Raw genomic sequence first — 25,547 nt, 5'->3', positions numbered from 1 at the left:
TGCGCCGGAAAGAGGTGTGCTATGGGCATGAACCTGCTCTATTCCAATGACCGGAAGGGCGAATATCCAAACAGCTGGTACGCGGCGACCGCCACGCAGATGGATCGCTTCGCGGCTCTTGATGGCGACGTGACGGCCGATGTTTGCATCGTCGGCGGCGGCTATACCGGCCTGTCCGCCGCGCTGCATCTGGCCGAAGCCGGACAGCGTGTTGTCCTTCTGGAAGCGCACCGCGCAGGCTTTGGCGCCTCGGGCCGTAATGGCGGCCAGCTTGGCAGCGGCCAGCGGATGGAACAGGACGGGCTGGAAGCGCTGATGGGCAAAGCAGACGCACAGAAGCTCTGGCAGCTGGGCGAAGACGCCAAGGATCTGGTGAAATCTCTGATTGCCCGTCACAGCATCGACTGCCATCTGACCCCCGGCATTGCCCATGCCTGTTTTTCCAAAGGCGAAGCAGCCCATGAACACGCCTATGCCGAACATCTGCAAAGCCGTTACGGCTACGATCAGATCCAGCCGTTGGATGACGCCGGACTGCACGCCATTTGCCCCTCGCCCGCCTATCAGGGCGGATCTTTGGACATGGGTGCCGCCCATCTGCACCCGCTGAACTATGCCCTGGGCCTGGCTCGGGCAGCTGCGAACGCCGGGGCGCAGATATTTGAGCGAAGCGAGGTGCTGGACATCCAGGAAGGCGCGCAAGTCCGTGTGCAGACTGCAGGCGGAACCGTGTCAGCCAGTCATTTGATCCTGGCCTGCAACGGCTATCTGGGCGGGCTGAACCATCAGGTCGCGTCGCGGGTGATGCCGATCAACAACTTCATCGTGGCAACTGAACCGCTGGGCGAAGACGCCGCCCGGGTACTTGCCCGTGACGTCGCCGTGGCAGACAGCAAGTTTGTGGTCAACTACTTCCGCCTCAGCCATGACAAGCGGCTGCTGTTCGGCGGCGGCGAAAGCTATGGCTACCGCTTTCCCGCCGATATCGAGGCCACAGTGCGCAAACCGATGCAGCAGATTTTCCCGCACACCAAGGACGTCCGGGTCGACTATGCCTGGGGCGGCACATTGGGCATCACCATGAAGCGGATGCCCTATCTGGCCCGGCTGGCGCCCAATGTGCTGACGGCCTCCGGCTATTCCGGCCATGGTGTCGGCACCGCCACCCATGCAGGCCAGCTAATGGCGCAGGCGATACAGGGTCAGGCAGAAGGGTTCGACACCCTGGCCCGCGTCCCCGCCCCGCGTTTCCCGGGCGGGCCGCGGATGCGCTCGCCGCTCTTGGTGCTGGCAATGACTTGGTTTGCCTTGCGCGACCGGCTGGGGGTCTGACCCCAGGCCGGTTTCCGCGCAACTCCGCAACATTTCTGTGAAATCCCGCCTGCGCCGGCATTTTCCGCCGCGTCGCCTCTTGGCATTTCCGGCATCTAGATTTACATTTCCTGAAGCAACAATTCAGGATTTTGAAATATGGCTCTGCCGCCCAACGTTCATGACGCTGAACCCATTCCCGCAGCCGCCCTTGAGGCAATCGAGGCCCTGATGCAGTCGGGCGACCTGTTCCGCTACACCGCGCCGGAAAACGCTCCGGTCACGCTGCTGGAACAGGAATATGCGGACCTTTTGGGCAGCAAATATGCGCTGGCTGTCTCCTCCTGCTCCGCCGCCTTGTTCCTGTCATTGAAAGCGCTTGGCCTGCCGCGCGACGCGCGCGTGCTGATCCCCGCTTTCACCTTTGCCGCCGTGCCGTCATCGGTGGTTCATGCCGACTGCGTGCCAGTACTGTGTGAAGTCGGCGACAACTACCGTATCGACATGGGTGACTTTGAGGCCAGGCTGGACAGCGTGCAGGCGGTCATCATCAGCCACATGCGCGGCCATACCTCTGATATGGATGCGATCATGGCGCTGTGTGATGCCCGCGGCATCCCGGTGGTTGAAGACGCGGCCCATTCGCTGGGCACCACCTGGAACGGCCGGAATATCGGCACCATCGGCAAGGCCGGCTGCTTCTCGTTCCAGTCCTACAAGATGGTCAACGCCGGCGAAGGCGGTATCCTGATCACCGACGACGCTGACCTGATTGCCCGCGCCGTGATCATGTCCGGCGCCTATGAGCACAATTGGAAAAAGCATAAGGGTCCGCATGGGGAAAACACCCCCGATCTGGAGCAGGCCTTTGCCAAGTGGCAGAACCAGCTGCCGCTTTATAACCTGCGGATGAGCAACCTGTCCGCCGCGGTGATCCGCCCGCAGCTGCCGGAACTGGCGCGCCGGGTGCGCGACGGGCTGGCCAACCATGACTATGTGGCCGAACGGCTGAATGCCTCCCCTTTCTTTGACGTGCCCGCACCGCTAGCCCCTGAACGCCGCGCACCGGATTCGATCCAGTTCAATCTGGCAGGCCTCAACGAGGCGCAGACCCGCGCCTTTGCCAGCGCGGCAGAAGCCAAGGGCGTCAAGGTGCAGGTCTTCGGCCTCTCTACCGACAACGCCCGCGCCTTCTGGAACTGGCAGTTCCTGCGCGATCAGCCCGATCTGCCGCAAACCCGCGCCATGCTGATGAAGGCCTGCGACGTGCGCCTGCCGGTGCGCCTGACCCATGCCGAGCTGGATGTGATTGCAGACATTCTGCTGTCCGCGGTTGAGGAGACCATGGCCAAGGCTGCCGCCTGAACGCCACAGGTGATTTAAAGAAGGTACTGCCCCGGCATTATGCCGGGGTTTTCCTGATTGCAATCCTGGCTTGCGCCGTACAGTTTGCCGCCATGACTCCGCTTCCCGAATTCGAACGGCGCCCGGCCACGGCTCTGGTTGCGATGGCCAATGCGCTCAGCATGGGCGATCCGGTCAGCGAAGACGCGCTGACGCAAATCATCCGCGCGGTTTCCACCAGCAGCAGTGAACGGGCTGCGCTTTTGGCCGCCATCGGGGCCGCGAACGACCCGGAAACCGGCCTCACCGTGGCGGATCTGCTGACTGCCTTCGCCACCCGGGCCGGAGATGCGGAAGCCCAGGCGCAGGATGCCGATCAGGTCATCGGACAATGGTCGCAACGCCTGGCAGCCGGCGCGCTTCTGGCCAGCTTCGGCGCTGCCATTGCAGGCACAGTGACGGGCGGGCTGGCCTTTGGCCTGACCCTTTTGTCTTTTTCAGGATTCATCTTCGCCACCGCGTCCCGCCTTGGCGGACGCGCGCGGCGGCGGATCAAAACGCAAGAACGCGAAGCCGCGGAATCGCTGGCCCGCCATGTTCTGGAAGCAGCAAAGAACACGGGCAGTACAAAGTGATATGGAAATTTCAACTCTCCATGCCTATATTGGTCCTGAAACCGGAGAACAGCATGTTTGAAGCTATGGGAATGGAAACTGTCATCGTCAGCGCAATTGCCGGGGCCTGCACCCTGTCTTTTGCTGCAAGCGTCTATTTGTTCTATCGCTCCAAACCGCAACCGGAAACCGGTGACCTGGACAAAATCGTCAGGAACGCGCCGTACCACCGGCTGCACAATATCCTGAAAATCAAACCGGGCGCCTGACAACCGGACCCGGCGGCCGCTCCCCGGCGCAGCGCGCGGACACGGCTATTCTTACGCAGAAACCTCAGAAAAAAGAATGGCACCGCACCGCGGTGCCACGCCCAACTGTAAGGAACAGTCGCAGACTGTTTGCGAACAGGCGGGAGCCCCTGTTGATCAGGCCCCCGCTGCCGCCAATCGCCTCACTTCATCCTGGACAGTTTTTCCTGCAGCTCAGCCAGCTGCTTCTTGATGTCGTCCAGGTCCTCGCCGCCTTCGGATTTCTCTTCCCCGGGTGCGCCGCCGGTCCAGCCGGCCCCGCCAAGGCCGCCGGTCATCGCCTTCAGAAACGCTTCCTGCTGCGCCTTCATCGCCTCAAATCCCGGCATCTTGGCCATCGGATTCATCGCGCTCATGTTTTCCATCATCTTGGACTGGCTTTCGCGCAGCATATCAAAGGAAGACTGCAGAAACTGCGGCATTACCCCGCCGCCGGGCACCATGTAGCTGCGCACCAGATCATTCAGAACATTCACCGGCAGCACATTCTCGCCGCGGCTTTCATGCTCTGCAATGATCTGCAACAGGTACTGCCGTGTCAGGTCATCGCCCGTTTTCAGATCGACGATCTGCACTTCGCGCCCTTCCCGGATGAACCCCGCGATATCCTCCAGCGTGACGTAATCGCTGGTCTCGGTGTTATAAAGCCTGCGGCTCGCGTACCGCTTGATCAGCAAGGGTTTGTCCTGCTCTGCCATGTATTCCCTCCCCGGTCATGACGCATCGCAGCAAAGCCTATGCCAGCGCAGAACAAAAGGGAAGCCTTCGCATGTTTTCCGCAACATTTGTTCCGGACAGCCCTGCTGCGGCGGTCTTCAAGACGCTTGACCTCAACCCGGCTTGAGATTTTACAGAGGATCCCGCAATAGAATCTGCAGCAGGAAAGCGCGGGACATGAAAATCCTGATCCTCGGCGGCACCGGATCCATCGGCACCGCTGTCACCCAAGACCTGGTCCGGCACGGCCATGACGTTACCGGCCTCAGCCGCTCGGACGCCTCGGACCGCAAACTGACCGCACTGGGTGCACGCCCCTTGCGCGGCGATCTGCGCCACCCCGGCAGCTGGGTCCGCGAAGTGTCCCGCGTGGACGGGCTGATCCAGCTGGCGGCCACCTTTGGCCCGGACATGGCAGAGACGGACACCGCCGCCATGGCCGCCATCCTGCGCCAAGCGGCCCTGCGCCCTGAACCTCTGCGGCTGATCTATACTGGCGGCTGCTGGCTGTACGGCGCGACCGGCAACCGGATCGCCGATGAGGCCAGCCCCTTAAGGCCGATCAAAGCCTTCGCCTGGATGCAAAAGAATGCCTGCGCCGCCCTTGCAGCCCCTGCGGTTTCAACCGCGGTGATCCACCCGGCGATGGTCTATCACCCGGATGGCGGCGTGTTTTCCCGCTACTTGGAGGCTGCCCGTCATAGGTTACCGTTTGAGATCTGGGGCAGTATCGCAACCCGCTGGCCCTTGGTCGAACGTGCGGATCTTGCCCGCGCCTACCGTCTGCTGATGGAGCGCCCCAAGCTAACAGGCCACTTCAATGCCAGTGCGGAAACCGGCGTGCCAGTGGCAGAGATCACCCGCGAGATTGCCCGGCGCCATGGCCATGACGCCAGCTATGTTGTGCGCAGTCTCAAGCACGTGTTGATCAAATACGGCGATTGGGCCGAGGGGCCGGCATTGGACCAGCAGATGGGGTCTGCAAAACTGCGCCAAATGACCGGCTGGGAACCGCAATACACCAGTTTCCGCAATGCGCAGTTTTGACCTCAAGACAGCTTTGCATGAACAAAAATCGAACATTTTGCAATTGAGGTGCAGCAAACAGGGCTTGATGTGATACAATTCAGACAGAGTCTTTTCGAGTCTGTGGTAGCGGGAATGATGGCTGACCAAGGGGACAGACAAAGACAAGCTGCTGTTTTAATCGCTGATGTGGCTGGGTTCTCCGCACTGGTTGAGACCGGGGAGGCGGAAGCGGTCGCTGCCGTTCGCACTCTTGCGGACGATATCGTCGTGCCAGCCGCACAGCAGTATTCAGGCCGGCTTGTCAAATCACAGGGCGACGGCTTTCTGCTGGAGTTCCAAACCTCTGTGCAAGCGGTGAAAGCCGCCTTGCTGATTGCCAAGCAGACCGCTGCCGCGGCTGCCAGCCATCCTCCGCCGCATCTGCACCTGAGAATGGGAATTCACACAGGAACCGTCATTGCTGCCGGGGACGATCTGTTCGGCAATTGCGTCAATATCGCCGCCCGCCTCGAAAGCCTTGCAGGACCCGGTGAAATCTGTGTTTCCGGCACGGTTCAAGAACAGGTCCGCGGCAGGATCAATGCAGCCTTTGACGACCTCGGCCTGCAGGTGATCCGCAACATCTCAGACCCGGTGCGGATCTTCCGCATAGCCGAAAACCCGATGCCGCGCTTTGAGGCCGAAGGCCCCGCCTACGAAGTATCCGTAGCCGTTCTGCCTTTCCTGAACAAATCTCCTGGTGCACCCGGCGCAGACAGTCTCTCTGAAACCCTGACCGAAGACATAACCATCGGTCTTTCCCGGTTCCGTGAGCTGCGTGTCATTTCCCGCACCACTGCACTCCGCTTTGCCGGCAGCGCATCTGAAACATCCCTGGCTGCAGTGGAATTGGGCGTCCGTTACCTGGTTGAGGGCACGGTAAGGCAACGGTCCGGACAATTGCGTGTCGCTGTTTCGCTGGCTGATGGCTACAGCGGTACAACGCTGCTTAGTGAACAATACGATCTGGAAAATCAGGCCGGGTTCAGCCTTCAGGATGCTTTGGCACGGCAAATCACCCAAACCCTGGCCGGACAGTTGCAGGCCACCGCAAAACGCATATCAGCCGACGTTCTGGCCAGCGGCGGCCCTTGGACATCCAAGGAACTGGTCCTGCAAGCCAAAGCTCTGATCCTAGACACCCGGGACACTTTGTATCAGTGCCGGGAATTGTACCAGAATGCCTGTGACAGCGATCCTGGGAATCCGTCGGCCTATTCCGGATTGGCGCTCACATTTCTGGTCGAATGGATGAGCGGCTGGGGCCTGTCCCCTGAAGACACCCTGGATCAGGCCTTCCCGTATCTGCGCCGCGCCGCCCGTATCGACCCGCTGGACAGCGTCGTGCAGCGCCGTCTGGCCGTCATGCATCTGTTCAAGGGAGAATTTTCTCTGGCAGAAGACCATTTCCAGCGCGCCCTTGCCCTGAACCCGAACGACACTGACGCAATGGCTTTCCGCGGCCTGTCTTATGTGTACCGGGGCCAGCCCGAAAAGGCCCTTGCCGAATTGGATCAAGCCTCTGGCCGCAACCCGTTCCATCCAACCTACTTCCACTGGTTCAGGGGGCTGGCGCTGTATATGTGCCGGGAGTACCGCCCTGGCATATCTGAAGTAAACAAGGCTGTCGGGCTGTTTCCCGGCTTTCCGGCCCCGCACCGCCATCTGGCAGCCTGCTACGCACAACTGGGAGACAGGGCTGCGGCAGCACGGGAATGCGGGCGTATCCTTGGCCTGGAGCCAGAGTTTTCGCTCGCCCGTATCAGCAAGACCCTGCCCTTTGTCAGAGCAGCAGATCTGGAGCATTACTGCGACGGTCTGCGGCGGGCCGGGTTGCCGGACTGACCCCTGAACGGCAAAAGGGCAGGCCATGCGGCCCGCCCTTTCTCACAGTCCGGCTCCGTCAGGGAGGAGAGCCAGGGCCGGTCTGTGGTCGATCTTACTTTGCAGTAGCCGAAGCTTTTTTCGCAGCGGAGGTCACTTCGTCGGTGGCCTTTTTCACAGCTGCGGTGGCTTCTTCGCCCATGTCTTTGCCAGCAGCCATCACCAGTTCAACGGTTTCCATCTGGACCTTCTTGGCGATCTCAGCAAAGGCAGCCATGTTTTCAGCAGCCACTTCAGCGGAAGCAGAGGCGAAATCGGTTGCGGCTTTGGCATAGTCGGCCGGGTCGGCTTTGACTTTGGACACATCGCCCAGCTTGGAGATGGTTTCTTTGGTCCACTTGTTCGACAGCTCAGCGGATTTGCCGGCAGCGTCCAGCGCAACGGCGGACAGCTTCTCGTTCAGGGCTGCGGTGTTTTTGAAAACGTCTTCCATCGCTTTGGTGTCGACCGGGAATGCGCCCATGAAGTCTTTCATCATCGCGGTGAAGTCTTGGGTCTTTGCCATAGTTCTAATTCCTCAGAAAGCTGCAGCAGGACCATCCTGCGCTCTTAGCATGAGAGGAATATGCGTGCCGCACTGCAGCATTTCAAGGTTTTTAATGCTGCAGTGCAGAAAAAAATCGCAAATCCCGTCAAATCAACGGTTTGCCTTGACCCTTACATAGGATCCAGGAGCAGGCATCAAAGAAGGATAACCCGAATCCCCTGCTTCGCGGGCAGGAACCTGCTTGCCGGACCGCTTTTTCAGCCACTCATTCCAGCGCGGCCACCAGGAGCCTTCGTGGTATTCCGCCCCTGCCATCCAGGCCTCGCTATCGCCTTTCAGATCAGCGTTGGTGTAATGGCCGTACTTCTTTTTGCTGGGCGGGTTGACGATACCCGCGATATGGCCGGACTCCGACACGATGAAGCTTTTGCTGCGCGATCCCATCTGCTGCACGCCGCGGTAACAGTCTTTCCAGCGGGCGATATGGTCGGTCTCGCAGGTGATCGACATCAGCGGCACATCCACGTCCTTGATGTGCAGCTTGTGGCCCATCAGCTCAAACCCGTCGCGAACAAATTCATTGTTCTGGCACAGGCCCCGCAGATACTGCACCGCCATACGGCCCGGCAGATTGGCGCCGTCACCGTTCCAATACAGCAGATCAAAGGCCGGCGGCGTCTCGCCCATCATGTAGCTTTTGACGGCGGGACCATAGATCAGATCCTTGGACCGCAGGAATGACATGGTGCGTGCAATCACCCAGGAGCGCAGCAGCCCTTCCTCTTCCACTTGCGCCTCGATCCCGTCAACAAAGTCATTCTGCAGGAACGGGGTGAATTCGCCCTGTTCGCCAAAGTCGGTCAGCGTGGTAAAGAAAGTCGCCGATTTCACCGAAGTGTCGCCGCGCTGCTTCAACAGCGACAAGGTCAGGCTCAGCGTGCTGCCGGCGATGCAGTAACCCACAGCGTTCACCTGCTTGACCTTGCAGATCTCCTTGGCGGTCTCAATCGCGGTCAGGATGCCTTCTTGGATGTAATCCTCCATCCCCACCTCGGCATGGCTGGCATCCGCATTGACCCAGGAGACGACAAACAGGGTATAGCCCTGCTCGGTCACCCATTTGATCATGCTGTTCTGTGCCTTCAAATCCAGGATGTAGAACTTGTTGATCCAGGGCGGGAACAGGACAATCGGGGTCTCATGCACGGTTTCCGTCGCGGGCTTGTATTGGATCAGCTCCATCATCCGGTTGCGATAGACCACATCGCCGGGCGTGGTGGCGATATTGCCGCCCAGCTCAAAGGCGCTCTCATCCGCCAGCCGCACCACCAACTCGCCATTGTTGGCTTCCAGATCGGTGACCAGGTTTTCCAGCCCGTCGATCAGCGACTGGCCTTCGGTCGCAACGGCCCGCTCCAGCGCATCCGGGTTGGTGGGCAGAAAATTGGTCGGCGACATCATCTCGATGATCTGGTCGGCAAAATACGTCAGCCGCTGCTTGTCCTTGCTGTCCAATTCGTCCGCATCCTGCACCGCATTGCGGATCGCATCGGCGTTGGTCATGTATTGCTGTTTCACAAAGTGGAAATACGGGCTGCTTTCCCACAGCGGATTCGAAAACCGGCGGTCCTTGGGGCTGCCATCGTCCGGACTGTCCATCTGTCCGGCCAGGGCCTTCTGCGCTTCGGCGAAATTCAGCACCGATTTGCTCCAGTATGCCACCTGCTGTTCCAGGATCTTGGCAGGGTTCTGCATCGCTTCGGTCCAATACGCAGTTGCTGCACGCGCATAAAGTTCTTGATTCGGACCGTCCAAAGCGGCGTTATGCGGGGTCTTCCGGGACATGACATCGGCCAGACGCTTAGTCAGCTCCTCAACACGGCTCATGTTTTCCTTAAGCTTTTCAATGCTCTCAGAATTGGGCGCTGCGGATAATTCGTCACTAGTTGTCATATAAAAGAATCCCTCATAGGCTTTCTGCTATGCAGAATACTCTTCTGCATTTTTCAGGGCAAAGCGGCGATTGGTCCAATGTTCCGGATTTGACGATCCGATGACGCAGGGGCAGAACCCGAAGGAGACACGCATGCGATACATGATGACCTACGATCTGATGGAGACCGTCCGGAACACCAACCAATGGTTGGGCGCAACCGCCCTTTCCATGGCATCTTACCCGGTCTTTTCCGCCTTGCCAAACCCTGCGCTCAGCTGGATGGCCGCCTGGGGTGAAGTGACGGAACGTACTTACCAGCGGATGGTGGTGAAACCGGACTGGGGCATCCGCACTTTCACCTGCGAAGACGGCAAGGACCATCTGGTGGACATCACCACTGTTGTCGAACGCCCGTTCGGCGATCTGATCCATTTCAAGGTCAACGGACGCGAGGAACAGCCGCGCAAGGTGCTGCTGGTTGCGCCGATGTCCGGTCATTACGCCACTCTCCTGCGGTCCACCGTCCAAAGCTTGATCGTCAATTGTGAAGTCTATGTGACGGACTGGCACAATGCCCGTGATATACCTGTTTCCGCAGGAAAATTCGACGTCGAGGATTACACGCTCTACCTCGTCGACTTCATGCGCGAAATGGGCCCCGACACCCATGTTGTCGCGGTTTGCCAGCCAGTGCCGCTGACCCTGGCCGCGACCGCTTATCTGGCCGAACAGGACCCCAAGGCGCAGCCGTCGTCGCTGACCCTGATCGGCGGCCCGGTGGACCCGGACGCCACCCCGACCGAGGTCACAGACTTTGGCCGGCGCGTCACTATGGGCCAGCTGGAGGAAACCATGATCCAGCGTGTCGGCTACAAAAACAAAGGTGTCGGGCGCAAGGTCTATCCGGGCCTGCTGCAGCTGTCCTCCTTCATGTCGATGAACGGTGAGCGCCACTCCAAGGCCTTCATGGACCAGATTCATCGCGTTTCCCGCGGCGAGGCTTCGGATCACGACGCCCACAACCGTTTCTACGACGAATATCTTGCCGTCATGGACATGACAGCCGAGTTCTACCTGTCCACCGTCGAGCGTGTCTTCAAAAGACGCGAGATCGCCCGCAACGAATTTGTGGTCAACGGCCACAAGGTCGATATCGGCAAGATCACCAATGTTGCGGTGAAAACTGTCGAAGGCGCCAAGGACGATATCTCTGCCCCCGGCCAATGCGTCGCGGCGCTGGATCTTTGCACCGGCCTGCCTGAAAGCATGAAGGCCAGCCACCTGGAGCCGGGTGCCGGCCACTATGGCATCTTTGCCGGCCGCAGCTGGCGCGACAACATCCGTCCGCTGGTGATTGATTTCATGAACGCAAACAGCCGCAAGAAACCTGGCCGCAAACCAGCCAACAAGAACACGGCTGCCTGACGGCATGGGCGGCGGGCTGGCGTTTTCCTGTAAGTGCGGGGCCCTGTGCGGCGAAGTTTCCGCACAGGGTGTAAAAAGCGGCACCCGCGTGGTCTGCTACTGCCCCGATTGCCGCGCCAATGAGCTGTACCACGGCCAGCCGGATCCGGCACCGGATCCGGTGGACCTGTTTCAGCTGGCACCGGACAGCATTTCCATCACCCAAGGCGCGACGCATCTGAAAGCGCTGCGCCTTGGCCCCCGCGGCCCGCTGCGCTGGTACGCCGCCTGCTGCGGCACCCCTTTTGCCAACACGCTGGCCAAACCCACGCTGCCCTTCGCCGGGATGCGCTCGGACTTGTTCGAAGATAAATCCGCACTTGGCAAAATCCGCGCCAAGGCTTTCCTCCCAGTCACGGGCAAACAGTCCCGGACCAAGGGCGGCGGAGTTATGGCCTGGGGCATCCTTAGCCGGATGATCACCTCTCGGCTGTCCGGCAAGTGGCGGGAAACGCCGTTCTTTAATGCACAAACAGGCAAACCGGTGGCTGAACCCGAATTGCTCAGCAAAGACCAGCGCGCAAAACTCTCCCCTTAAGAAACAGGCACCGCCAGCCAGTGCAGTAGCGCCCGGTTCACAGCATCCGGCTGTTCCAGCACCGGCATGTGCCCGGCTTCGGGGATCACCTGCAGCTGCGCATCCGGGATCAGCTGCGCCAGCAACTGGTGCTTGGCAACCGGGGTGATCGTGTCATGCTCTCCCCCCAAAACCAGAGTGGGAACATGCGCCCGCCGCAGCGTTGCCTGCTGATCCGGCCGCCGCTGCAGCGCGCGGGCCTGCGCCACATACATTTCCGGCCCCAGCTCCATCCCCATGCGGCAGAACAGATTGTGGACCTCCAGCCGTCCCGGCCCCGGCGCCAGCGCCTCCATCGGCAGGGTCTCGCGCAGCACATCCTCCAGCCGTCCGGTCCGGGCTGCTATGATATGCGGCTCCCGGTCGGCAGCCTGCTCCGGCGTCTCCGCCAGCGGGCTGGCCCCCATGATGCACAACCGGCTGATCCGTTCCGGTGCGCGGCGCAGCAGCTCCATCGCCAGGATTCCGCCCATCGACACCCCCGCCAGGGAAAACCGCGGCGGCAGGTGTGCCAGCATCCGGACGGCGATCTTTTCCACCGTGTCGCCGCCCGCCAGCGGCAGCACCATAACAGGCATGCTGCCGGAAAAACTCCGGACCTGAGCGTCAAAAATCCGGCCGTCGCACATCATCCCCGGCAGCAGAACCAATGGTTCGCGGCACGGTTGCTGGTCATAAGGCATATCCTGCCCTCGCGGTTTGCCTTCCACCCGATGTTTCAACTCTGCGGAGAACCGCCCCCGGGATCAATAAAAACCTCCCGGCGGCAGGGATTTAGAAAGCTGCTGCCGCCGCGGTGCCACGTCTAGTAGCCATTCCAGCAAAAAGCGCCATTCCCGGCCAGTTCTGAAAACGGGTTGAACGCGATTTCCCAAATATGCCCGTCCGGGCTGCGGAAATAGCCGTGATGCCCGCCCCAGAAAACATCCTGCGCAGGTTTCAGAACCTCTGCGCCAGCCGCTTCCGCTGCCGTCAGCAGCACAGCCACGTCCTCCTTGCTGCGGGTATTATGGCTCAGCGTCACCGCACCGGTGCCCAGCTCCGCTTCCGGCAGGCCTATTTCGGCTGCCAGCGCTGCCAGCGGATACAGCCCCAAGGTCTGCGAGATCAAATCAAAGGCAATCACCCCGTCCGGGCTTTCAGCACGCTGCCACCCCAAAGATTCGTAAAAGGCAGCAGCCCTTTCCATGTCCGGCACACCCAGCGTAATCAGGCTTACTCTCTGTTCCATGAACCAATCCTTTGCACTTTCAACCACTCCGCTATGCCCGCTGCATCAGCCGTCAGGCCGCTCCAGCGCGCGCCCAAACCGCCGCATCAGGTGACGCCCAGAACATCCAGCACCGCGTCTTCCATCATCTTCAGGCAAACCTCGTCCGAAAACCGGTGGTCGGCATCTTTCACCAGGCTGAGCCGCATATCCGGGCAGGTCGCGTGATCCATCAGCCGCAGCGCGGTTTCCGTCGAAACAGCCGTATCCGCGGTCCCCTGCAGGCAGCGGACTTTGAAGGGCAGGAACAGCGGCGTGCGCAGAACCAGCCGTTTGCGGCCATCTTCGATCATCCGCTTGGAGATGTGATAGGGCTCCATGTAATCACTGGGCAGCTCCACATAGCCTTGGGCCTCCAGCTCAGCCTTCTGCGCATCCGAGAAATTGGCCCAATACCCGTCCTCGGTGAAATCCGGCGCCGCAGCGATGGTCACCAAACCCTTGATCCGCTCCGGCATTTCGCGCGCCAGCAGCAGTGCCTGCCAGCCGCCCATCGACGAGCCCACCGGCACGATGTCCCCTTCGGTCAGCTGCGCCACCGCCTCCAGCGTGTCCTCGTGCCAGTCGCCAATACAGCCTTCCTCAAACTTGCCCGAGCTTTCGCCGTGGCCGGAATAGTCGAACCGCAGAAACGCCAGCCCGCGCGCCTTGGCCCAGGCTTCCAGATGCACCGCCTTGGTGCCTTCCATGTCGGATTTCAGCCCGCCAAGAAACACCACGCACGGCCCCTGCCCTTCGCTCTTGTGATAGGCAATCCGGCGGCCCTGGGCGGTCTCGAGGAAAGATGTGGCGGGCATGTCTTTGGTCTCCTGTCCTTTTCCCTAAGATGTGGCATGGCAGCGCCTGCCCCGCAAGCGCCGGCACTCCCTGCTTGCAAGCCCCCCGCCTGCCTCCTTATGGTCCGCGAAAATTTTCAAGGGACCTTGGGCATGTTCAGACTCATTAAGGGCATTGCGATCGCCATCGCCATTCTGGCCGTGGCACTGGCCACCGCCTGGGCCGCCCTGGCGCTGTGGTACCGGCTGCCTTTTGGCACACTGCCGCGCGGCCTGCTGGCAGGCGGGTTTGCCATCCTGGGCCTCACTGTTATTGCCGGTCTGTTCCGCAGGCGTGCCTTGCGCGCGCTGACCACCTTCACTCTGGCGCTGGCCGCGGTGATCTTGTGGTGGTCCACCCTCACACCGCCAGACGCGCGCAACTGGTCCCCCGACGTGGCCCGCCAGGTCACCGGCCAGGTTGCGGGCGATACTCTCACGCTCACCGATGTGCGCAATTTCGCCTGGCAAACCCCTGAAGAATTCAACGAAAGCTGGGAGACCCGCAGCTATGACCTGACCACGCTCAACACCGTGGATCTGTTCATGTCCTATTGGGCCGGTCCGCAAATGGCGCATATGATCGTCAGCTTCGGCTTTGAAAACGGCGATCATATCGCCTGGTCGGTCGAGGTGCGGCGCCAGCTCGGCGGCGGCTTCTCGCCCATCGCCGACCTGTTCAAATCCAATACCCTGGTGATCCTTGCCGCTGATGAACGCGACGTGGTCGGCACCCGCACCAACGCCCGCGGCGAAAACGTGCAGCTGTTCCGCATTGACGTCAGCCCCGAGACCGCCCGCGCCTTGCTGATGCAATATGTCGGCGCCGCCAACAGCCTTGCCGCCCGACCAGAGTGGTACAACTCGCTCACCACCAATTGCACCACTGTGGTGATGACAATGATCCGCGCCTTTGCAGATGAGGTACCGCTGGACTGGCGGGTGCTGGCCAATGGCTACCTGCCGGACTATGCGTGGGAACAGGGCGTGCTGGACCAGACCCGCACAGTCAATGAACTGCGTGCCTTGGGCAGCATTACCCCGATCGCCCAGGCCCACGGCGTGACCCCGGACTTTTCCGCGGTGATCCGCGAAGGCATCCCTGCTTTTTCATCGAACTGATCCAGCTTCTTTCTGGTCAAAAATACCCCGGGGAGCGCGAGGGGCCGGCCCCTCGCATCTTTTCTGCGGCAGGTGAATCAGCAAGCGCCAATTGGCATAGTCACAAAACAGCAGCAGCCGGGCTGGAAACGGTTTTCTGCATGCTCAAGCGCCCCAGCAAATCCTGTATCCGGGTCAATGCCTCTCCTGTCAGCCGTGCCTTTTCCCGGCTCGGCCCGCCTTCGACATGCGCGCAATGCTCATAGGATAGACGGCGCTGCGACAGGATCTCCCGTGACTGGCACAGCGCGGTTTCAATCAGGTCCACATCTTCAACTGTAAGGTCAAAGTTCGGGTTCGGGCGGGTCATCGGAACACTCCTGGTATGTCCATTGGGCCTAAGATTTCAGCCACACTGCCCCGGATCCGGTTCCGTGACAACATTTTTCTTGTTGTTTTTCAAATGCTTACCGGTATACATATATGTGCAATCGCATGCATTGGCACACAAAGGAATTTTTCAGGGCAAAAACAGACACATGCAAACCCGTCTTGACTTGAGCCCGCATTGACAGCAATACGCACAGACCAACACATACCCGCAACCGGGCGTTCAGTGGGCGCCAAACCGACGAGGAGCAGCCAGACAATGGCCCAAATCTCTCTCACATTCCCCGATGGCAATGCACGATCCTATGACGCAGGCGTAACCCCTGCGCAGGTGGCTTCCAGCATTTCCACCTCACTGGCCAAAAAGGCCATCTCCGCCACCGTCGACGGTCAGCACTGGGACCTGCAGTGGCCCATTGATGCAGATGCGGCCATCGCCATCCACACCATGAAGGACGAGGTCCAGGCGAACGAGCTGATCCGCCACGATCTGGCGCATGTCATGGCGCGCGCGGTGCAGGAAATCTGGCCCGACACCAAGGTCACCATCGGCCCGGTTATTGAAAACGGCTGGTATTACGACTTTGACCGCGCCGAGCCCTTCACCCCCGAAGACCTCGGCACCATCGAGAAGAAGATGAAGGACATCATCAACAAGCGTGATGAGGTCCGCACCGAAGTCTGGGACCGCCCCCGCGCGATCCAGCATTACACCGACTTGGGTGAGCCCTATAAGGTCGAGCTGATCGAGAGCATCCCCGGCGACGAGCCGCTGCGGATGTACTGGCACGGCGGCTGGCAGGATCTGTGCCGCGGCCCGCACCTGCAGCACACCGGCCAGCTGCCGGGCGATGCTTTCAAGCTGATGTCGATTGCAGGCGCCTACTGGCGCGGTGACTCGTCGCGCCAGATGCTGCAGCGGATCTACGGCGTTGCCTTCACCGGCAAGGAGAAGCTGAAGGCCCACCTGCACATGCTGGAAGAGGCCGCCAAGCGCGACCACCGCAAGCTGGGCCGCGAGATGGACCTGTTCCACATGCAGGAAGAGGCCCCCGGCCAGATCTTCTGGCACCCCAACGGCTGGAAGATCTACACCCAGTTGCAGGATTACATGCGCCGCCAGCAGGAAAAGGGCGGCTATGTCGAGGTGAACACCCCGCAGGTCGTCGACCGCAAGCTGTGGGAGGCCTCGGGCCACTGGGAAAAATACCAGGAAAACATGTTCATCGTCGAAGTCGACGAGGAGCACGCCCGCGAAAAAGCGGTGAATGCGCTGAAGCCGATGAACTGCCCCTGCCACGTGCAGATCTTCAACCAAGGCCTCAAATCCTACCGCGACCTGCCGCTGCGGATGGCTGAATTCGGCTCCTGCAACCGCTATGAGCCCTCGGGCGCGCTGCACGGCATCATGCGGGTGCGCGGCTTTACCCAGGATGACGGCCATATCTTCTGCGCCGAAGACCAGATCGAATCCGAGACCGCCGAATTCATCACCTTCCTTTCGAAAGTCTACACCGATCTTGGCTTCGAGAAGTTCTCGGTCAAATTCTCCGACCGCCCGGAAAAGCGCTCCGGCTCGGATGAGGTCTGGGACAAGGCCGAGGCCGCGCTTCTGTCCGCCACCCGCGCCGCCGGGATCGAACCGGAACTGAACCCGGGCGAAGGCGCCTTTTATGGCCCCAAGCTGGAGTTTGTGCTGACTGACGCCATCGGCCGTGACTGGCAGTGCGGCACCCATCAGGTGGACTTTGTTCTGCCCGAGCGTCTGGATGCCACCTATATCGGCGCCGACGGCGCCAAGCACCGCCCGGTTATGCTGCACCGTGCCACGCTGGGCTCGTTCGAACGCTTCATCGGCATCCTGATCGAAGAGCACGCGGGCAAACTGCCGTTCTGGCTGGCCCCGCGCCAGGTCGTGGTTGCCTCGATCACTTCGGACGCGGATGACTATGTGCAGGAGGTTGTTGCCAACCTGCAAAAGGCCGGCGTGCGCGCCGAGGCCGACATCCGCAACGAGAAGATCAACTACAAGGTCCGCGAACATTCGGTGGGCAAGGTGCCGGTCATTCTCGCCATCGGCCACCGCGAAGTGGAGGAGCGCACCGTCTCCGTCCGCCGTCTTGGCGAAAAGCAGACCAGGGTCGACTCCCTGGAAAATGTTACAAACGCGCTGGCGGCGGAAGCCACCCCGCCGGACCTTTTGTAACATTTCCCTTGCAGAACAGCATCAGCGGCCCCCAATCGGGGGCCGTTTTGTTTCAAACGCAGGCAAAAAGGCTTGAAATCAGCTCTTTACCCGGCGTTCCGCTCTCACATACGCTGACGCAGGCGTGAGACACGGCCTCGTGACTTAAAATCCTGAAAACCTCAGGTTAGTGTTTGCCTGTCATCACGACACCGCATGTTAAACCGAAAGGAATTCACGAGATGTCGAACACCGCAAAATCCCTGGCCGTTGCAGGCGCCGTTGCTGCCGCTCTGACCGCCGCTTCGACCATGCCCGCTGCCGCCGCCACCAAGGAAAAGTGCTACGGCGTTTCGCTGGCCGGCCAGAATGACTGCGCCGCCGGTCCCGGCACCACCTGCGCCGGCACCTCGACCACCGACTATCAGGGCAACGCCTGGACGCTGGTTGACGCCGGCACCTGCGCCGGTCTTGAGCTGCCGGCCATGGCCGACGGCACCGCACGCAGCGGCTCGCTGGAGCCGCTGGAACGCGACCTGCCGGCATAAGCGCCGCTTGAATTCGGGGGCGGGAGTGTGAATTCCCGCCCTTTTTGCACCCGGAAACAGGACTTCCCATGCTTGACGCCGCTGCACAAAACAGGCTGCCCGCCGCCCCCGGCGTTGGCTACAAGCCGCAGCATTTCGCCCAGATCACAACGGATCCGGGCGCTGTCAAATGGCTGGAAATCCACGCGGAAAACTACATGGGGGACGGCGGCCGCCCGATTGCGCAGCTGCGCCACCTTGCCGAAGATTTTGCCATGTCGGTACATGGCGTGGGCCTTTCCATCGGCGGCGAAGGACCGCTGGACGCAGACCATCTGGCCCGGCTCAAGCATCTGGTGTCCTGGCTGAACCCCGCCAGCTTCTCCGAGCATCTGGCCTGGTCCACACACGACAGCCATTTCTACAACGACCTGCTACCGCTGCCCTATACGGACGCCAGCCTGCAGCGGATCTGCGATCACATCGGCCAAGTGCAGGACACCATCGGGCGGCGGATGCTGCTGGAAAACCCCTCCAGCTATCTCGCTTTTACTGAAAGCACCTGGTCCGAGCCTGAGTTCCTGGCCGAAATCTCCCGCCGCACCGGCTGCGGGCTGCTGCTGGACGTGAACAACGTCTTTGTCTCGGCCACCAACCTCGACTTCTCTCCGCAGGGCTATATCGACGCCTTTCCGCTGGGCCAGGTGGGGGAAATCCACCTCGGCGGCCATGACGAGGATCAGGATGAGCACGGCCATCCGCTGCTGATCGACAGCCATGGCGCCGCGGTGGTGGATCCGGTCTGGGCGCTGCTGGATTACACCCTCGCCAAATCCGGCCCCAAGCCAGTGCTGATCGAATGGGACAACGACGTGCCGGACTGGCCGGTGCTGGCAGCCGAGGCCGCCCGCGCCGCAACCGCGCTGGAGCGCATCCCGGCATGAGTGTATCCCAAGCAGATTTCACCCGCGCCATGATGGATGCGGGCCAGCCGGTGCCGGATGGGCTGGTGGATCATCAGGACCAGCCCGCCGGGCGCCGCTTCAGCGTCTACCGCAACAATGTGGCCGTGTCCCTGACCGAAGCCATGCACAGCGCCTTCCCGGTGATTGCCAAGCTTTTGGGCAAACAGAACATGGACGGGCTGGCCGGTATCTACTTGCGCCAGCATCCGCCGTCGTCGCCGCTGATGATGTTCTATGGCGACCACTTCCCCGCCTTCCTGGAGGGTATGGAGCAACTCAAGCATCTTGGCTATCTGGGTGATGTGGCCCGGCTGGAACTGGCCCTGCGCCGCGCCTACCACGCCGCAGATGCCGCGCCCGTCCGCCCCGAGGACCTTGGCGCCTTGACGCCCGGGGACCTGATGAACACGCGCGTGGCCCTGGCCCCCGCTGTGCAGCTCCTGCGCTCGCCCTGGCCCATTCATGGCCTCTGGCTTTACAATACCGAAGACAACGCGCCCAAGCCGCAAGCCCAGGCGCAGGATGTGCTGATCACCCGCCCTGAATTCGATCCCATTCCCCAGCTCCTGCCGCCCGCGGGCGCACACTGGATCCGCGCCCTGACGAAGGGCGCCAGCATCGGCGAAGCCTTGGAACAGGCCGCCGCCGAAGACGAAACATTCGACCTGGGTGCCACGCTGGCCCTGCTGTTGCAGGGCGGCGCGATAACCGGTCTGGACAGCAAAGGGTAAGACCATGCACGCACTAGTCTCCATTCACAACGCCATCTTCAGCCAGATCGAAAGGGTCGGAGACTGGCTGCTTCCACTGGCCGCGCGCTTTGTCTTTGCCGCTGTCCTGCTGGTGTATTTCTGGAAATCCGCCCTGACCAAATTCGGCGACGGCTTCTTTGGCTTCCTGTTTCCCTCGGACGGCGCCTATATCCAGATCTTCCCCAAATTCATTGAATCCGTTGGCTATGATTTTGACCAGCTGACCATTTTTCACTGGGCCTTCGCCTTTGCCGGCATGTGGGCCGAGCTTATTCTGCCACTGCTGATCGTGATCGGCCTGTTCACCCGTTTGGCATCGCTTGGCATGATCGGCTTTGTCGCGGTACAAAGCTTTACCGATGTCTACGTCGCGCAGCATTCCCAGTGGGGCAACTGGTTTGACAACATCGCTGAATTCGATCCAGCCATCAAAAGTGTCGGCCTGGCAGATATACGCGTGTTCTGGGTCTTTGTTCTGGCGATCCTGGTCATCAAGGGCGGCGGCGCCCTTTCGGCTGATGCGATCCTTCGCCGTCGCGCAGGACCTGTGACCGCCTGACACCTTAATCACTTCGGCAATAAAGGCGCCCTACTTCCGCAGCGGCGCCTTTTTCAATGGCCCCAGGGTTGGTTAGAAATGCGCCTTGGGTTCATCCGGCTTCCCGGCTGCCAGCGCCATCAGCCCGGCCGCCGCGGCAAAGCTAAGCGGGAAGATGGTAAAGACGTTAAGGCCGAACCCTGCATACATCCCCGCAGCTGATCCCAGCAGCAGGACCCCGCCCCACAACGCCCGCGCCCGCGCCATCGCACCGCCGGCAATCGCCAGAAGCGGCGACAGCACCGCCAGCAGCCGCAGCTGCTCCACGTTAACGACTTGTTCAGCCAGCCCTTCGATCTCGCCGAAATGCTCCACCGCCGCAGTGTAGCCATAGCCGAAAAAGCCCACGATCATGCCGAAAACACCGGCGATGATCCCCAATACCAGGGCTGCGTTGCGCATAATGCCTCTCCCTAAATTGACGGTAACGACATAGGCAGCGGTTTAAGATCCGCCAAGTGCCGCCTGCACGTTCTGATCCCAGCCCAGGAATAATTCCCCGTCCCGGTCGATCAGCGGCCGCTTCATCAATGCAGGATGTTCCCGCAACAGGGCCAGCGGTTCGCTTGCCCGGTCCTGCTCGCTCAAACCACGCCACGTGGCAGACCGCGTATTGACCAGTTTCGCACCAAATTGTGCATAAGCCGCCTCCTGCAGCCCTTCTGGCATGCCGCTTGTGCGGATATCGATCAGATTTGAGTTTTCAATACTCTTCAAAGCCTTACGGCAGGTATCGCAGTTTTTCAGCCCGTAGATTTTCATAAATCCTCCATCCTCTCCGGGAACCTCACACAATTTATGGTAGAATGCGCCGGTTTCTCTTGATTTTCGAGCAGCCCGTGTAAAACTTAAAGTTGTCCGGCCTTGCCTCACTCGCCTCAGACAACGGGACGGGCCGGATGTCTTGGGAAGCCTCAAGGCGACGTGCAAAGTAGAAGGAGACGCGGGAAATGCCAAGTGGCACCGTGAAGTGGTTCAACACCACCAAAGGGTATGGGTTTATTGAACCTGATCAAGGCGGCAAGGATGTGTTTGTGCACATTTCCGCGGTGGAACGGTCGGGCATGGCCGGCCTCGCGGACAATATGAAGGTCGGCTACGAGCTGTCCGAAGGCCGCGATGGCCGCCAAATGGCCGCAGAGCTGAAAGAGCTTTGACCGATTAATCTGCACTGCGCCCGGGATCAGACTGGGCGCAGGCAAAGACCGCCCGTCAGGCCCGCCGCAGATACTCAGCCATCACACAGGCCGGATCGCTGCCGCGCAAAACCGTTTCCCCGGCCTTGGCCCACTCGTCTGCCTGAAACTCCGGAAAAAAGGCATCGGCATCCTCGATGGTCAGATCCACTTCGGTGACAAGCAGCCGGTCGGCAATCTCCAGCATGCCGCGGTAAATACCTTCGCCGCCAATGCCATAGACCCGGCGGTAGCCCTGCGCATAGGCCTCCTGCACCGCCGCCCCGATCGACGGCAGCACAATCTCTGCCGCCTGCGGGTTGGACGACACCACCAGATTGAGCCGGTTCTTCAGCGGTTTCACCGGTAGGCTGTCCCAGGTATTGCGGCCCATAATGATGGCGCCGCCCAGGGTCTCGCGCTGAAACGCTTTCAAATCCTCAGGCGCAAACCACGGGATATCATTGTCCTTGCCAATGGCCCCGTTGCGCGCCCGCGCAGCGATCAGAGTAATCATAAGTGTCTTCCTTGCTGTTCAGAGTGCAACCGGTGCCTTGACGTCCGGACCGGGATCATAATTCAGAATCCAGAAATCACCGGCGGTAAAACCGAAAAATGCGCCGGCCTGCCGCTTGATTGGCAAATGACGGATATTCTGAACGGTTTTCCGGTCTCCTTCGAATTGGCGATTGCCGCCATGGCCCCATCCCGCGTCTGCGCTGGTCCGCTCTTCCTCTGAAGAATGCCTGCCACAGCCCGCACCCTGTCTGTCAGCCCTTCCAGCGCCCCGGCCGCCTGGATCTGATCAAACCGGACTTTTGCGTGTTTGCGTTTCATAGCCGCAGGTTTGTGCATGAGCAAGCGCGGCTGGAGAGAGAGGGCGGATTGGCTGGTGCGTCCTGTGCGGGATTGCTGCCGGTTGATGCCGGTTCTGCAGCATACATCCGGGGCCGGGCGGCCGCAGCTGCACAACAGATGCAATTTGGCGGGGAGGCCGGATGCTGACACAGTTTCGCGCTCATTTTTGCAAGCAGCCTGCATCCCGCATAAAAACCATCACCTGAATCCGGAGTTGGATCCGGGCATTGCCACCGAATTTGCGCGGCTCGAAGATGCCAAGGTTACCGGGCCCAACACCAGGACCCTCCAGCTGAGCGCACCGTCTCCGTCGTATTAGTCTGTAATTTTAGCCGGCACCTCCAGCACCATCATTCCCAAGGCCGCGGCGGAAGCTTCGGACAGATATTTTGAGGTGGCACGGTCGTCCGGCTGGATTTTGCCAACACCGCCAACCGGGTATCACCGCGCAGGACATTCACGCAGTGCTTTGAGAAACCAGCTTGATTGCCGAACTGATCGGCCAGGACAAGGGGACCTTCCGGAACAGCGATGAAATCCACACTGCCGACCTGCAATTGCATCAGAAATTCTGAACCGGCAATCCCAACGGGATCTGCACGATGCAGTAATTTGTCCCGGACCTGCCCGCCCGGATTTTTCTTCCAAGGAGCCGCCGGCGTGCTTGGTTATTTTCTCCGCCGCACCTGTCATGGGGCGATCCTGCCAGCGCGATGCTGGGCCCACGGGCAACGCCAGCCATCAAGGCCGAGTTTGCCGAGCGGCTGGGGCTGGATCAGCCAATGCCAGTGCAGATCGTGAAGTATCTGGGGGCGGTGGCCCAGGGCGATCTGGGCACCGATCTGCGCAGCCGCCACCCTGTCAGCGAAGTGCTGATGGCGCATCTTCCGCATACTGTGCAGCTGATCACGGCAGCCATGCTGCTGGCGGCAGGCCTGGGCATCCCGCTGGGCTGCTTGGCGGCGGTGCGCCGCAACGGGCTGTTTGACCGGCTGATCGGATTGCTGTCGGTCAGCGTCATCGCGGTGCCATCGGTGATCATCGCAATCTACGGCATGCTGTTGTTTTCCGCCCGGCTGGGCTGGCTGCCTGCCATCGGCGCGGGCGAAGGCGGCTTTGGTTCTACGCTGCACCACCTGATCATGCCAGCCGTCGCAGTTGGCATCGGCTGGGTCGGCTATCTGGCGCGGCTGGTGCGCGCCTCGATGATCGAGGTGCTGTCGGCAAATTACATCCGCAACGCCCGCTCTTTTGGCCTGACCGAACCGCGCATTATCTCGCGCTATGCGCTGCGGGTGGCGGTGGCACCGACCATTACCGTGCTGGGGGTCGGGGTCGGCTACATGCTGGGCAGCGCGGTCTTTGCCGAGATTGTCTTTGCCCGGCCCGGCATCGGCAAGCTGATGTATGACGCGGTGATCCTGCGCAACTACCCGGTGACACTTGGTGCGGTACTGGCCTCCAGCGCGCTGCTGATCGCCGCCACCACCGCGGCGGACATCCTCAACGCCATCATCGATCCCCGTTTCAAGGAGGGCCAAGAGCAATGACTGCGGCTGATATTCAACCCGTCATCAAACCGGCACGCTCCGGCGGGTTCACCAATCTGGCCCGCGATCCGATGGGCATGCTGGGGTTGCTGCTGGCGCTGCTGCTGATCCTGTCGGCGCTGCTGGCCCCCTGGATCGCGCCTTACGGCCCCAATGCCATGGACATCCCCTCCAAGCTGCAGGGGCCAAGTGCGGCGCATTGGCTGGGCACGGATCAGCTGGGCCGCGATGTGCTGTCCCGGGCGATCTATGGCGGGCGGATCGCGCTGAGCGTGGCGCTGATTTCCACCGCGCTGTCGGTCATCCTGGGTGGCATTCTGGGCATGATGGCGGCGATGGGGCCGCGCTGGCTGGACTATGTGCTGACGCTGGGGTTCGACACTGTGCGCGCCTATCCGGTGATCATCCTGGCGCTGGCCATCGGGCCGATCTTTGGCGGCGGTATGGTGGTGCTGGTCGGACTGCTGGTCGCAACTTCGGTGCCCTATTACGGGCGGATCATGCGGGCTTCGGTCATGGCGCAGGCCAATGCCGAATATGTTGAAGCGCTGCGCGCTATGGGCGCCGGACGCGTCCGTATCGTGGTTCGCCACATCCTGCCCAATGTGATTGGCCCGGTTCTGATCGTCGCCTCAATGGATATTCCCACCTTCATCGCCGCCGAGGCGGGCCTCAGCTTCCTTGGCGTGGGTGTTAAGCCGCCCGCCTCAAGCTGGGGTCTGATGCTGCAGGACGGGTTTGATTTTGTCGGCCACACGCCCTGGCTGGTGGTGGCGGGCGGCATCCCCTTGGTGCTGGCGACGCTCGGTTTCACCTTCCTGGGCGAAGCGCTGCGCGATGCCTTTGACCCGAAACTTGGCGGAAAGGGCTGAACCATGGCGGATATGCTTCTGAAAGTTGACGGCCTCGCCGTGCGCTTTGGTCCCATTCAGGCGGTGAAATGGGTGTCTTTCACGCTGCAGAAGGGCCGCACCCTGGGCATCGTCGGTGAAAGCGGTTCCGGCAAATCCACCCTGCTGTGGGCGCTGACCCGGCTGCTGCCGGATGCCGCCACGCTGAATTCGGGCGAAGTCTGGTTCGATGGTATGGATCTGCTGCGCCAGCCGCCGGACCGGATGCGGGCGCTGCGCGGCACCCGGATTTCCTATATCTCGCAGGATCCGATGACATCGCTGGCACCGGGGCTGACCATCGGCCAGCAGATGATCGATCTTCTGTACCGCGAGCCTTGGTCCAAGCGAGAGAAATGGCAGTGCGCCATAGACGCGCTGGACTGGACCTGTCGCGGTTTTGTGCTCCCCAAGTGCTCGTTTTAGCCACCTTCCGTTCAAGAGCGACTGGGCTTTTCCAGCTCAATGCTGAGTGGCAGCGTCGCGGATTATAGAAGCCGTGTGTGGATGCCCGGTTTGATGCAAGAAGTTTTTCAGAGGGGTATGGAACCTATGATCAGATGCAGTCGTGTGTCCGGCCTTTGATTGCAGCTTTTGACACGCCGCTGGCCTGTATGGTGACCGTGGATTGGGTCCAAATCGTTGATGCAGGCACCAGGCTCCTGGCTTCCACCTGGTTTTCCCGACCCCGTCATATGACCGTTGTTCCTTACTCTCCTTCGACTTTCTCACATCCCCGGCCCTTCCGGCACTCGGCTTGA

The 25,547-nt window shown here is 60.9% G+C and carries 29 protein-coding genes; 18 read left to right on the top strand and 11 right to left on the bottom strand.

Annotated features, from left to right (window positions below; genetic code table 11):
• Window positions 1-21: 21 nt before the first annotated feature.
• The 4 genes from K3557_RS05945 to K3557_RS05930 all read left to right on the top strand — a co-directional run bounded on the left by K3557_RS05945 (window position 22) and on the right by K3557_RS05930 (window position 3,538).
• Window positions 22-1,332, top strand: a complete 1,311-nt coding sequence (locus K3557_RS05945) for an FAD-binding oxidoreductase (RefSeq protein WP_259998375.1) — start codon at window positions 22-24, stop codon at window positions 1,330-1,332.
• 138 nt (window positions 1,333-1,470) lie between these two features.
• On the top strand, window positions 1,471-2,676 hold the full coding sequence (locus tag K3557_RS05940) for a DegT/DnrJ/EryC1/StrS aminotransferase family protein (protein WP_259998374.1): 1,206 nt from the start codon (window positions 1,471-1,473) through the stop codon (window positions 2,674-2,676).
• Window positions 2,677-2,768: 92 nt separating this feature from the next.
• Entirely contained in the window at window positions 2,769-3,290 is a 522-nt protein-coding gene (locus K3557_RS05935; protein WP_259998373.1) for a hypothetical protein, read from the top strand.
• Window positions 3,291-3,343: 53 nt separating this feature from the next.
• The gene (locus tag K3557_RS05930) at window positions 3,344-3,538 is read left to right on the top strand and encodes a hypothetical protein (RefSeq protein WP_027259391.1); all 195 of its coding nucleotides are present in this window, start codon (window positions 3,344-3,346) and stop codon (window positions 3,536-3,538) included.
• Between the two features lie 182 nt (window positions 3,539-3,720).
• Here the strand turns inward: K3557_RS05930 and phaR are convergent, their stop codons facing one another.
• Window positions 3,721-4,275 (bottom strand): polyhydroxyalkanoate synthesis repressor PhaR, encoded by a 555-nt coding sequence (gene phaR, locus K3557_RS05925; RefSeq protein ID WP_129371271.1) that lies wholly within the window; start codon window positions 4,273-4,275, stop codon window positions 3,721-3,723.
• Window positions 4,276-4,471: 196 nt separating this feature from the next.
• Here phaR and K3557_RS05920 point away from each other — a divergent pair, with 196 nt between their 5' ends.
• Entirely contained in the window at window positions 4,472-5,341 is an 870-nt protein-coding gene (locus K3557_RS05920) for an NAD-dependent epimerase/dehydratase family protein (protein WP_259998372.1), read from the top strand.
• Between the two features lie 168 nt (window positions 5,342-5,509).
• On the top strand, window positions 5,510-7,207 hold the full coding sequence (locus K3557_RS05915) for an adenylate/guanylate cyclase domain-containing protein (RefSeq protein WP_259998371.1): 1,698 nt from the start codon (window positions 5,510-5,512) through the stop codon (window positions 7,205-7,207).
• Between the two features lie 94 nt (window positions 7,208-7,301).
• Here the strand turns inward: K3557_RS05915 and K3557_RS05910 are convergent, their stop codons facing one another.
• Window positions 7,302-7,751: a phasin family protein gene (locus K3557_RS05910; protein ID WP_129371274.1), complete on the bottom strand. Its 450-nt coding sequence runs from the start codon at window positions 7,749-7,751 to the stop codon at window positions 7,302-7,304.
• A gap of 132 nt (window positions 7,752-7,883) precedes the next feature.
• A complete protein-coding gene (locus K3557_RS05905; RefSeq protein ID WP_259991420.1) occupies window positions 7,884-9,686 on the bottom strand; it encodes an alpha/beta hydrolase in 1,803 nt (600 codons plus the stop codon).
• Between the two features lie 133 nt (window positions 9,687-9,819).
• Here K3557_RS05905 and phaZ point away from each other — a divergent pair, with 133 nt between their 5' ends.
• A complete protein-coding gene (phaZ, locus tag K3557_RS05900) occupies window positions 9,820-11,094 on the top strand; it encodes a polyhydroxyalkanoate depolymerase (RefSeq protein ID WP_259991419.1) in 1,275 nt (424 codons plus the stop codon).
• A 4-nt stretch (window positions 11,095-11,098) separates the two neighbouring features.
• Window positions 11,099-11,671, top strand: coding sequence for a DUF6151 family protein (locus tag K3557_RS05895; protein WP_259998370.1), 573 nt, complete (start codon window positions 11,099-11,101; stop codon window positions 11,669-11,671).
• On the opposite strand, the gene K3557_RS05890 is transcribed toward K3557_RS05895, so the two are convergent.
• From K3557_RS05890 to K3557_RS05880, 3 genes are all read right to left on the bottom strand, one after another.
• The gene (locus K3557_RS05890) at window positions 11,668-12,393 is read right to left on the bottom strand and encodes an alpha/beta fold hydrolase (RefSeq protein ID WP_259998369.1); all 726 of its coding nucleotides are present in this window, start codon (window positions 12,391-12,393) and stop codon (window positions 11,668-11,670) included. The genes K3557_RS05895 and K3557_RS05890 overlap by 4 nt on opposite strands.
• Window positions 12,394-12,515: 122 nt before the next feature.
• Window positions 12,516-12,941, bottom strand: coding sequence for a VOC family protein (locus K3557_RS05885; RefSeq protein ID WP_259998368.1), 426 nt, complete (start codon window positions 12,939-12,941; stop codon window positions 12,516-12,518).
• 86 nt (window positions 12,942-13,027) lie between these two features.
• On the bottom strand, window positions 13,028-13,777 hold the full coding sequence (locus K3557_RS05880; RefSeq protein WP_259998366.1) for a carboxylesterase: 750 nt from the start codon (window positions 13,775-13,777) through the stop codon (window positions 13,028-13,030).
• Window positions 13,778-13,909: 132 nt separating this feature from the next.
• Here K3557_RS05880 and K3557_RS05875 point away from each other — a divergent pair, with 132 nt between their 5' ends.
• On the top strand, window positions 13,910-14,917 hold the full coding sequence (locus K3557_RS05875; RefSeq protein ID WP_259998364.1) for a DUF4105 domain-containing protein: 1,008 nt from the start codon (window positions 13,910-13,912) through the stop codon (window positions 14,915-14,917).
• Between the two features lie 100 nt (window positions 14,918-15,017).
• On the opposite strand, the gene K3557_RS05870 is transcribed toward K3557_RS05875, so the two are convergent.
• Complete coding sequence (locus K3557_RS05870; RefSeq protein ID WP_259998361.1) at window positions 15,018-15,266, bottom strand: hypothetical protein; 249 nt, start codon at window positions 15,264-15,266, stop codon at window positions 15,018-15,020.
• Between the two features lie 279 nt (window positions 15,267-15,545).
• On the opposite strand from K3557_RS05870, the gene thrS reads away from it, so the two are divergent.
• The 5 genes from thrS to K3557_RS05845 all read left to right on the top strand — a co-directional run bounded on the left by thrS (window position 15,546) and on the right by K3557_RS05845 (window position 20,274).
• The gene (gene thrS / locus K3557_RS05865) at window positions 15,546-17,492 is read left to right on the top strand and encodes a threonine--tRNA ligase (protein WP_259998359.1); all 1,947 of its coding nucleotides are present in this window, start codon (window positions 15,546-15,548) and stop codon (window positions 17,490-17,492) included.
• A 221-nt stretch (window positions 17,493-17,713) separates the two neighbouring features.
• Complete coding sequence (locus tag K3557_RS05860) at window positions 17,714-18,019, top strand: DUF2282 domain-containing protein (protein WP_259991403.1); 306 nt, start codon at window positions 17,714-17,716, stop codon at window positions 18,017-18,019.
• 68 nt (window positions 18,020-18,087) lie between these two features.
• A complete protein-coding gene (locus K3557_RS05855) occupies window positions 18,088-18,942 on the top strand; it encodes a DUF692 family multinuclear iron-containing protein (RefSeq protein ID WP_259998358.1) in 855 nt (284 codons plus the stop codon).
• On the top strand, window positions 18,939-19,694 hold the full coding sequence (locus tag K3557_RS05850) for a DUF2063 domain-containing protein (RefSeq protein WP_259998356.1): 756 nt from the start codon (window positions 18,939-18,941) through the stop codon (window positions 19,692-19,694). The genes K3557_RS05855 and K3557_RS05850 overlap by 4 nt, the downstream gene beginning before the upstream one ends.
• A 4-nt stretch (window positions 19,695-19,698) precedes the next feature.
• Window positions 19,699-20,274, top strand: a complete 576-nt coding sequence (locus tag K3557_RS05845) for a DoxX family protein (RefSeq protein ID WP_259991397.1) — start codon at window positions 19,699-19,701, stop codon at window positions 20,272-20,274.
• Window positions 20,275-20,346: 72 nt separating this feature from the next.
• On the opposite strand, the gene K3557_RS05840 is transcribed toward K3557_RS05845, so the two are convergent.
• Together K3557_RS05840 and K3557_RS05835 are read right to left on the bottom strand one after the other, a co-directional pair.
• The gene (locus tag K3557_RS05840) at window positions 20,347-20,715 is read right to left on the bottom strand and encodes a hypothetical protein (RefSeq protein ID WP_129371288.1); all 369 of its coding nucleotides are present in this window, start codon (window positions 20,713-20,715) and stop codon (window positions 20,347-20,349) included.
• A gap of 42 nt (window positions 20,716-20,757) precedes the next feature.
• On the bottom strand, window positions 20,758-21,075 hold the full coding sequence (locus K3557_RS05835) for an ArsC/Spx/MgsR family protein (protein WP_259998353.1): 318 nt from the start codon (window positions 21,073-21,075) through the stop codon (window positions 20,758-20,760).
• Window positions 21,076-21,263: 188 nt separating this feature from the next.
• On the opposite strand from K3557_RS05835, the gene K3557_RS05830 reads away from it, so the two are divergent.
• Window positions 21,264-21,470: a cold-shock protein gene (locus K3557_RS05830; RefSeq protein ID WP_027259410.1), complete on the top strand. Its 207-nt coding sequence runs from the start codon at window positions 21,264-21,266 to the stop codon at window positions 21,468-21,470.
• A gap of 55 nt (window positions 21,471-21,525) precedes the next feature.
• Here the strand turns inward: K3557_RS05830 and K3557_RS05825 are convergent, their stop codons facing one another.
• Window positions 21,526-22,005, bottom strand: a complete 480-nt coding sequence (locus K3557_RS05825; RefSeq protein WP_259998351.1) for a dihydrofolate reductase — start codon at window positions 22,003-22,005, stop codon at window positions 21,526-21,528.
• Between the two features lie 691 nt (window positions 22,006-22,696).
• Window positions 22,697-22,909, bottom strand: a complete 213-nt coding sequence (locus tag K3557_RS05820; protein WP_259998349.1) for a hypothetical protein — start codon at window positions 22,907-22,909, stop codon at window positions 22,697-22,699.
• Window positions 22,910-23,059: 150 nt separating this feature from the next.
• Here K3557_RS05820 and K3557_RS05815 point away from each other — a divergent pair, with 150 nt between their 5' ends.
• Genes K3557_RS05815 through K3557_RS05805 form a run of 3 tightly spaced genes read left to right on the top strand, consistent with a single transcriptional unit; the run spans window position 23,060 to window position 25,212 of the window.
• The gene (locus K3557_RS05815; protein ID WP_259998347.1) at window positions 23,060-23,896 is read left to right on the top strand and encodes an ABC transporter permease; all 837 of its coding nucleotides are present in this window, start codon (window positions 23,060-23,062) and stop codon (window positions 23,894-23,896) included.
• On the top strand, window positions 23,893-24,768 hold the full coding sequence (locus K3557_RS05810) for an ABC transporter permease (RefSeq protein ID WP_259998307.1): 876 nt from the start codon (window positions 23,893-23,895) through the stop codon (window positions 24,766-24,768). Before K3557_RS05815 ends, K3557_RS05810 begins: the two co-directional genes overlap by 4 nt.
• 3 nt (window positions 24,769-24,771) lie before the next feature.
• Window positions 24,772-25,212, top strand: coding sequence for an ATP-binding cassette domain-containing protein (locus tag K3557_RS05805; protein WP_259998306.1), 441 nt, complete (start codon window positions 24,772-24,774; stop codon window positions 25,210-25,212).
• Window positions 25,213-25,547: the final 335 nt, after the last annotated feature.

The organism is Leisingera sp. M523 (assembly GCF_025141335.1).
Classification (GTDB): Bacteria; Pseudomonadota; Alphaproteobacteria; order Rhodobacterales; family Rhodobacteraceae; genus Leisingera.
This window is presented reverse-complemented; position numbering and strand designations above follow the sequence as displayed.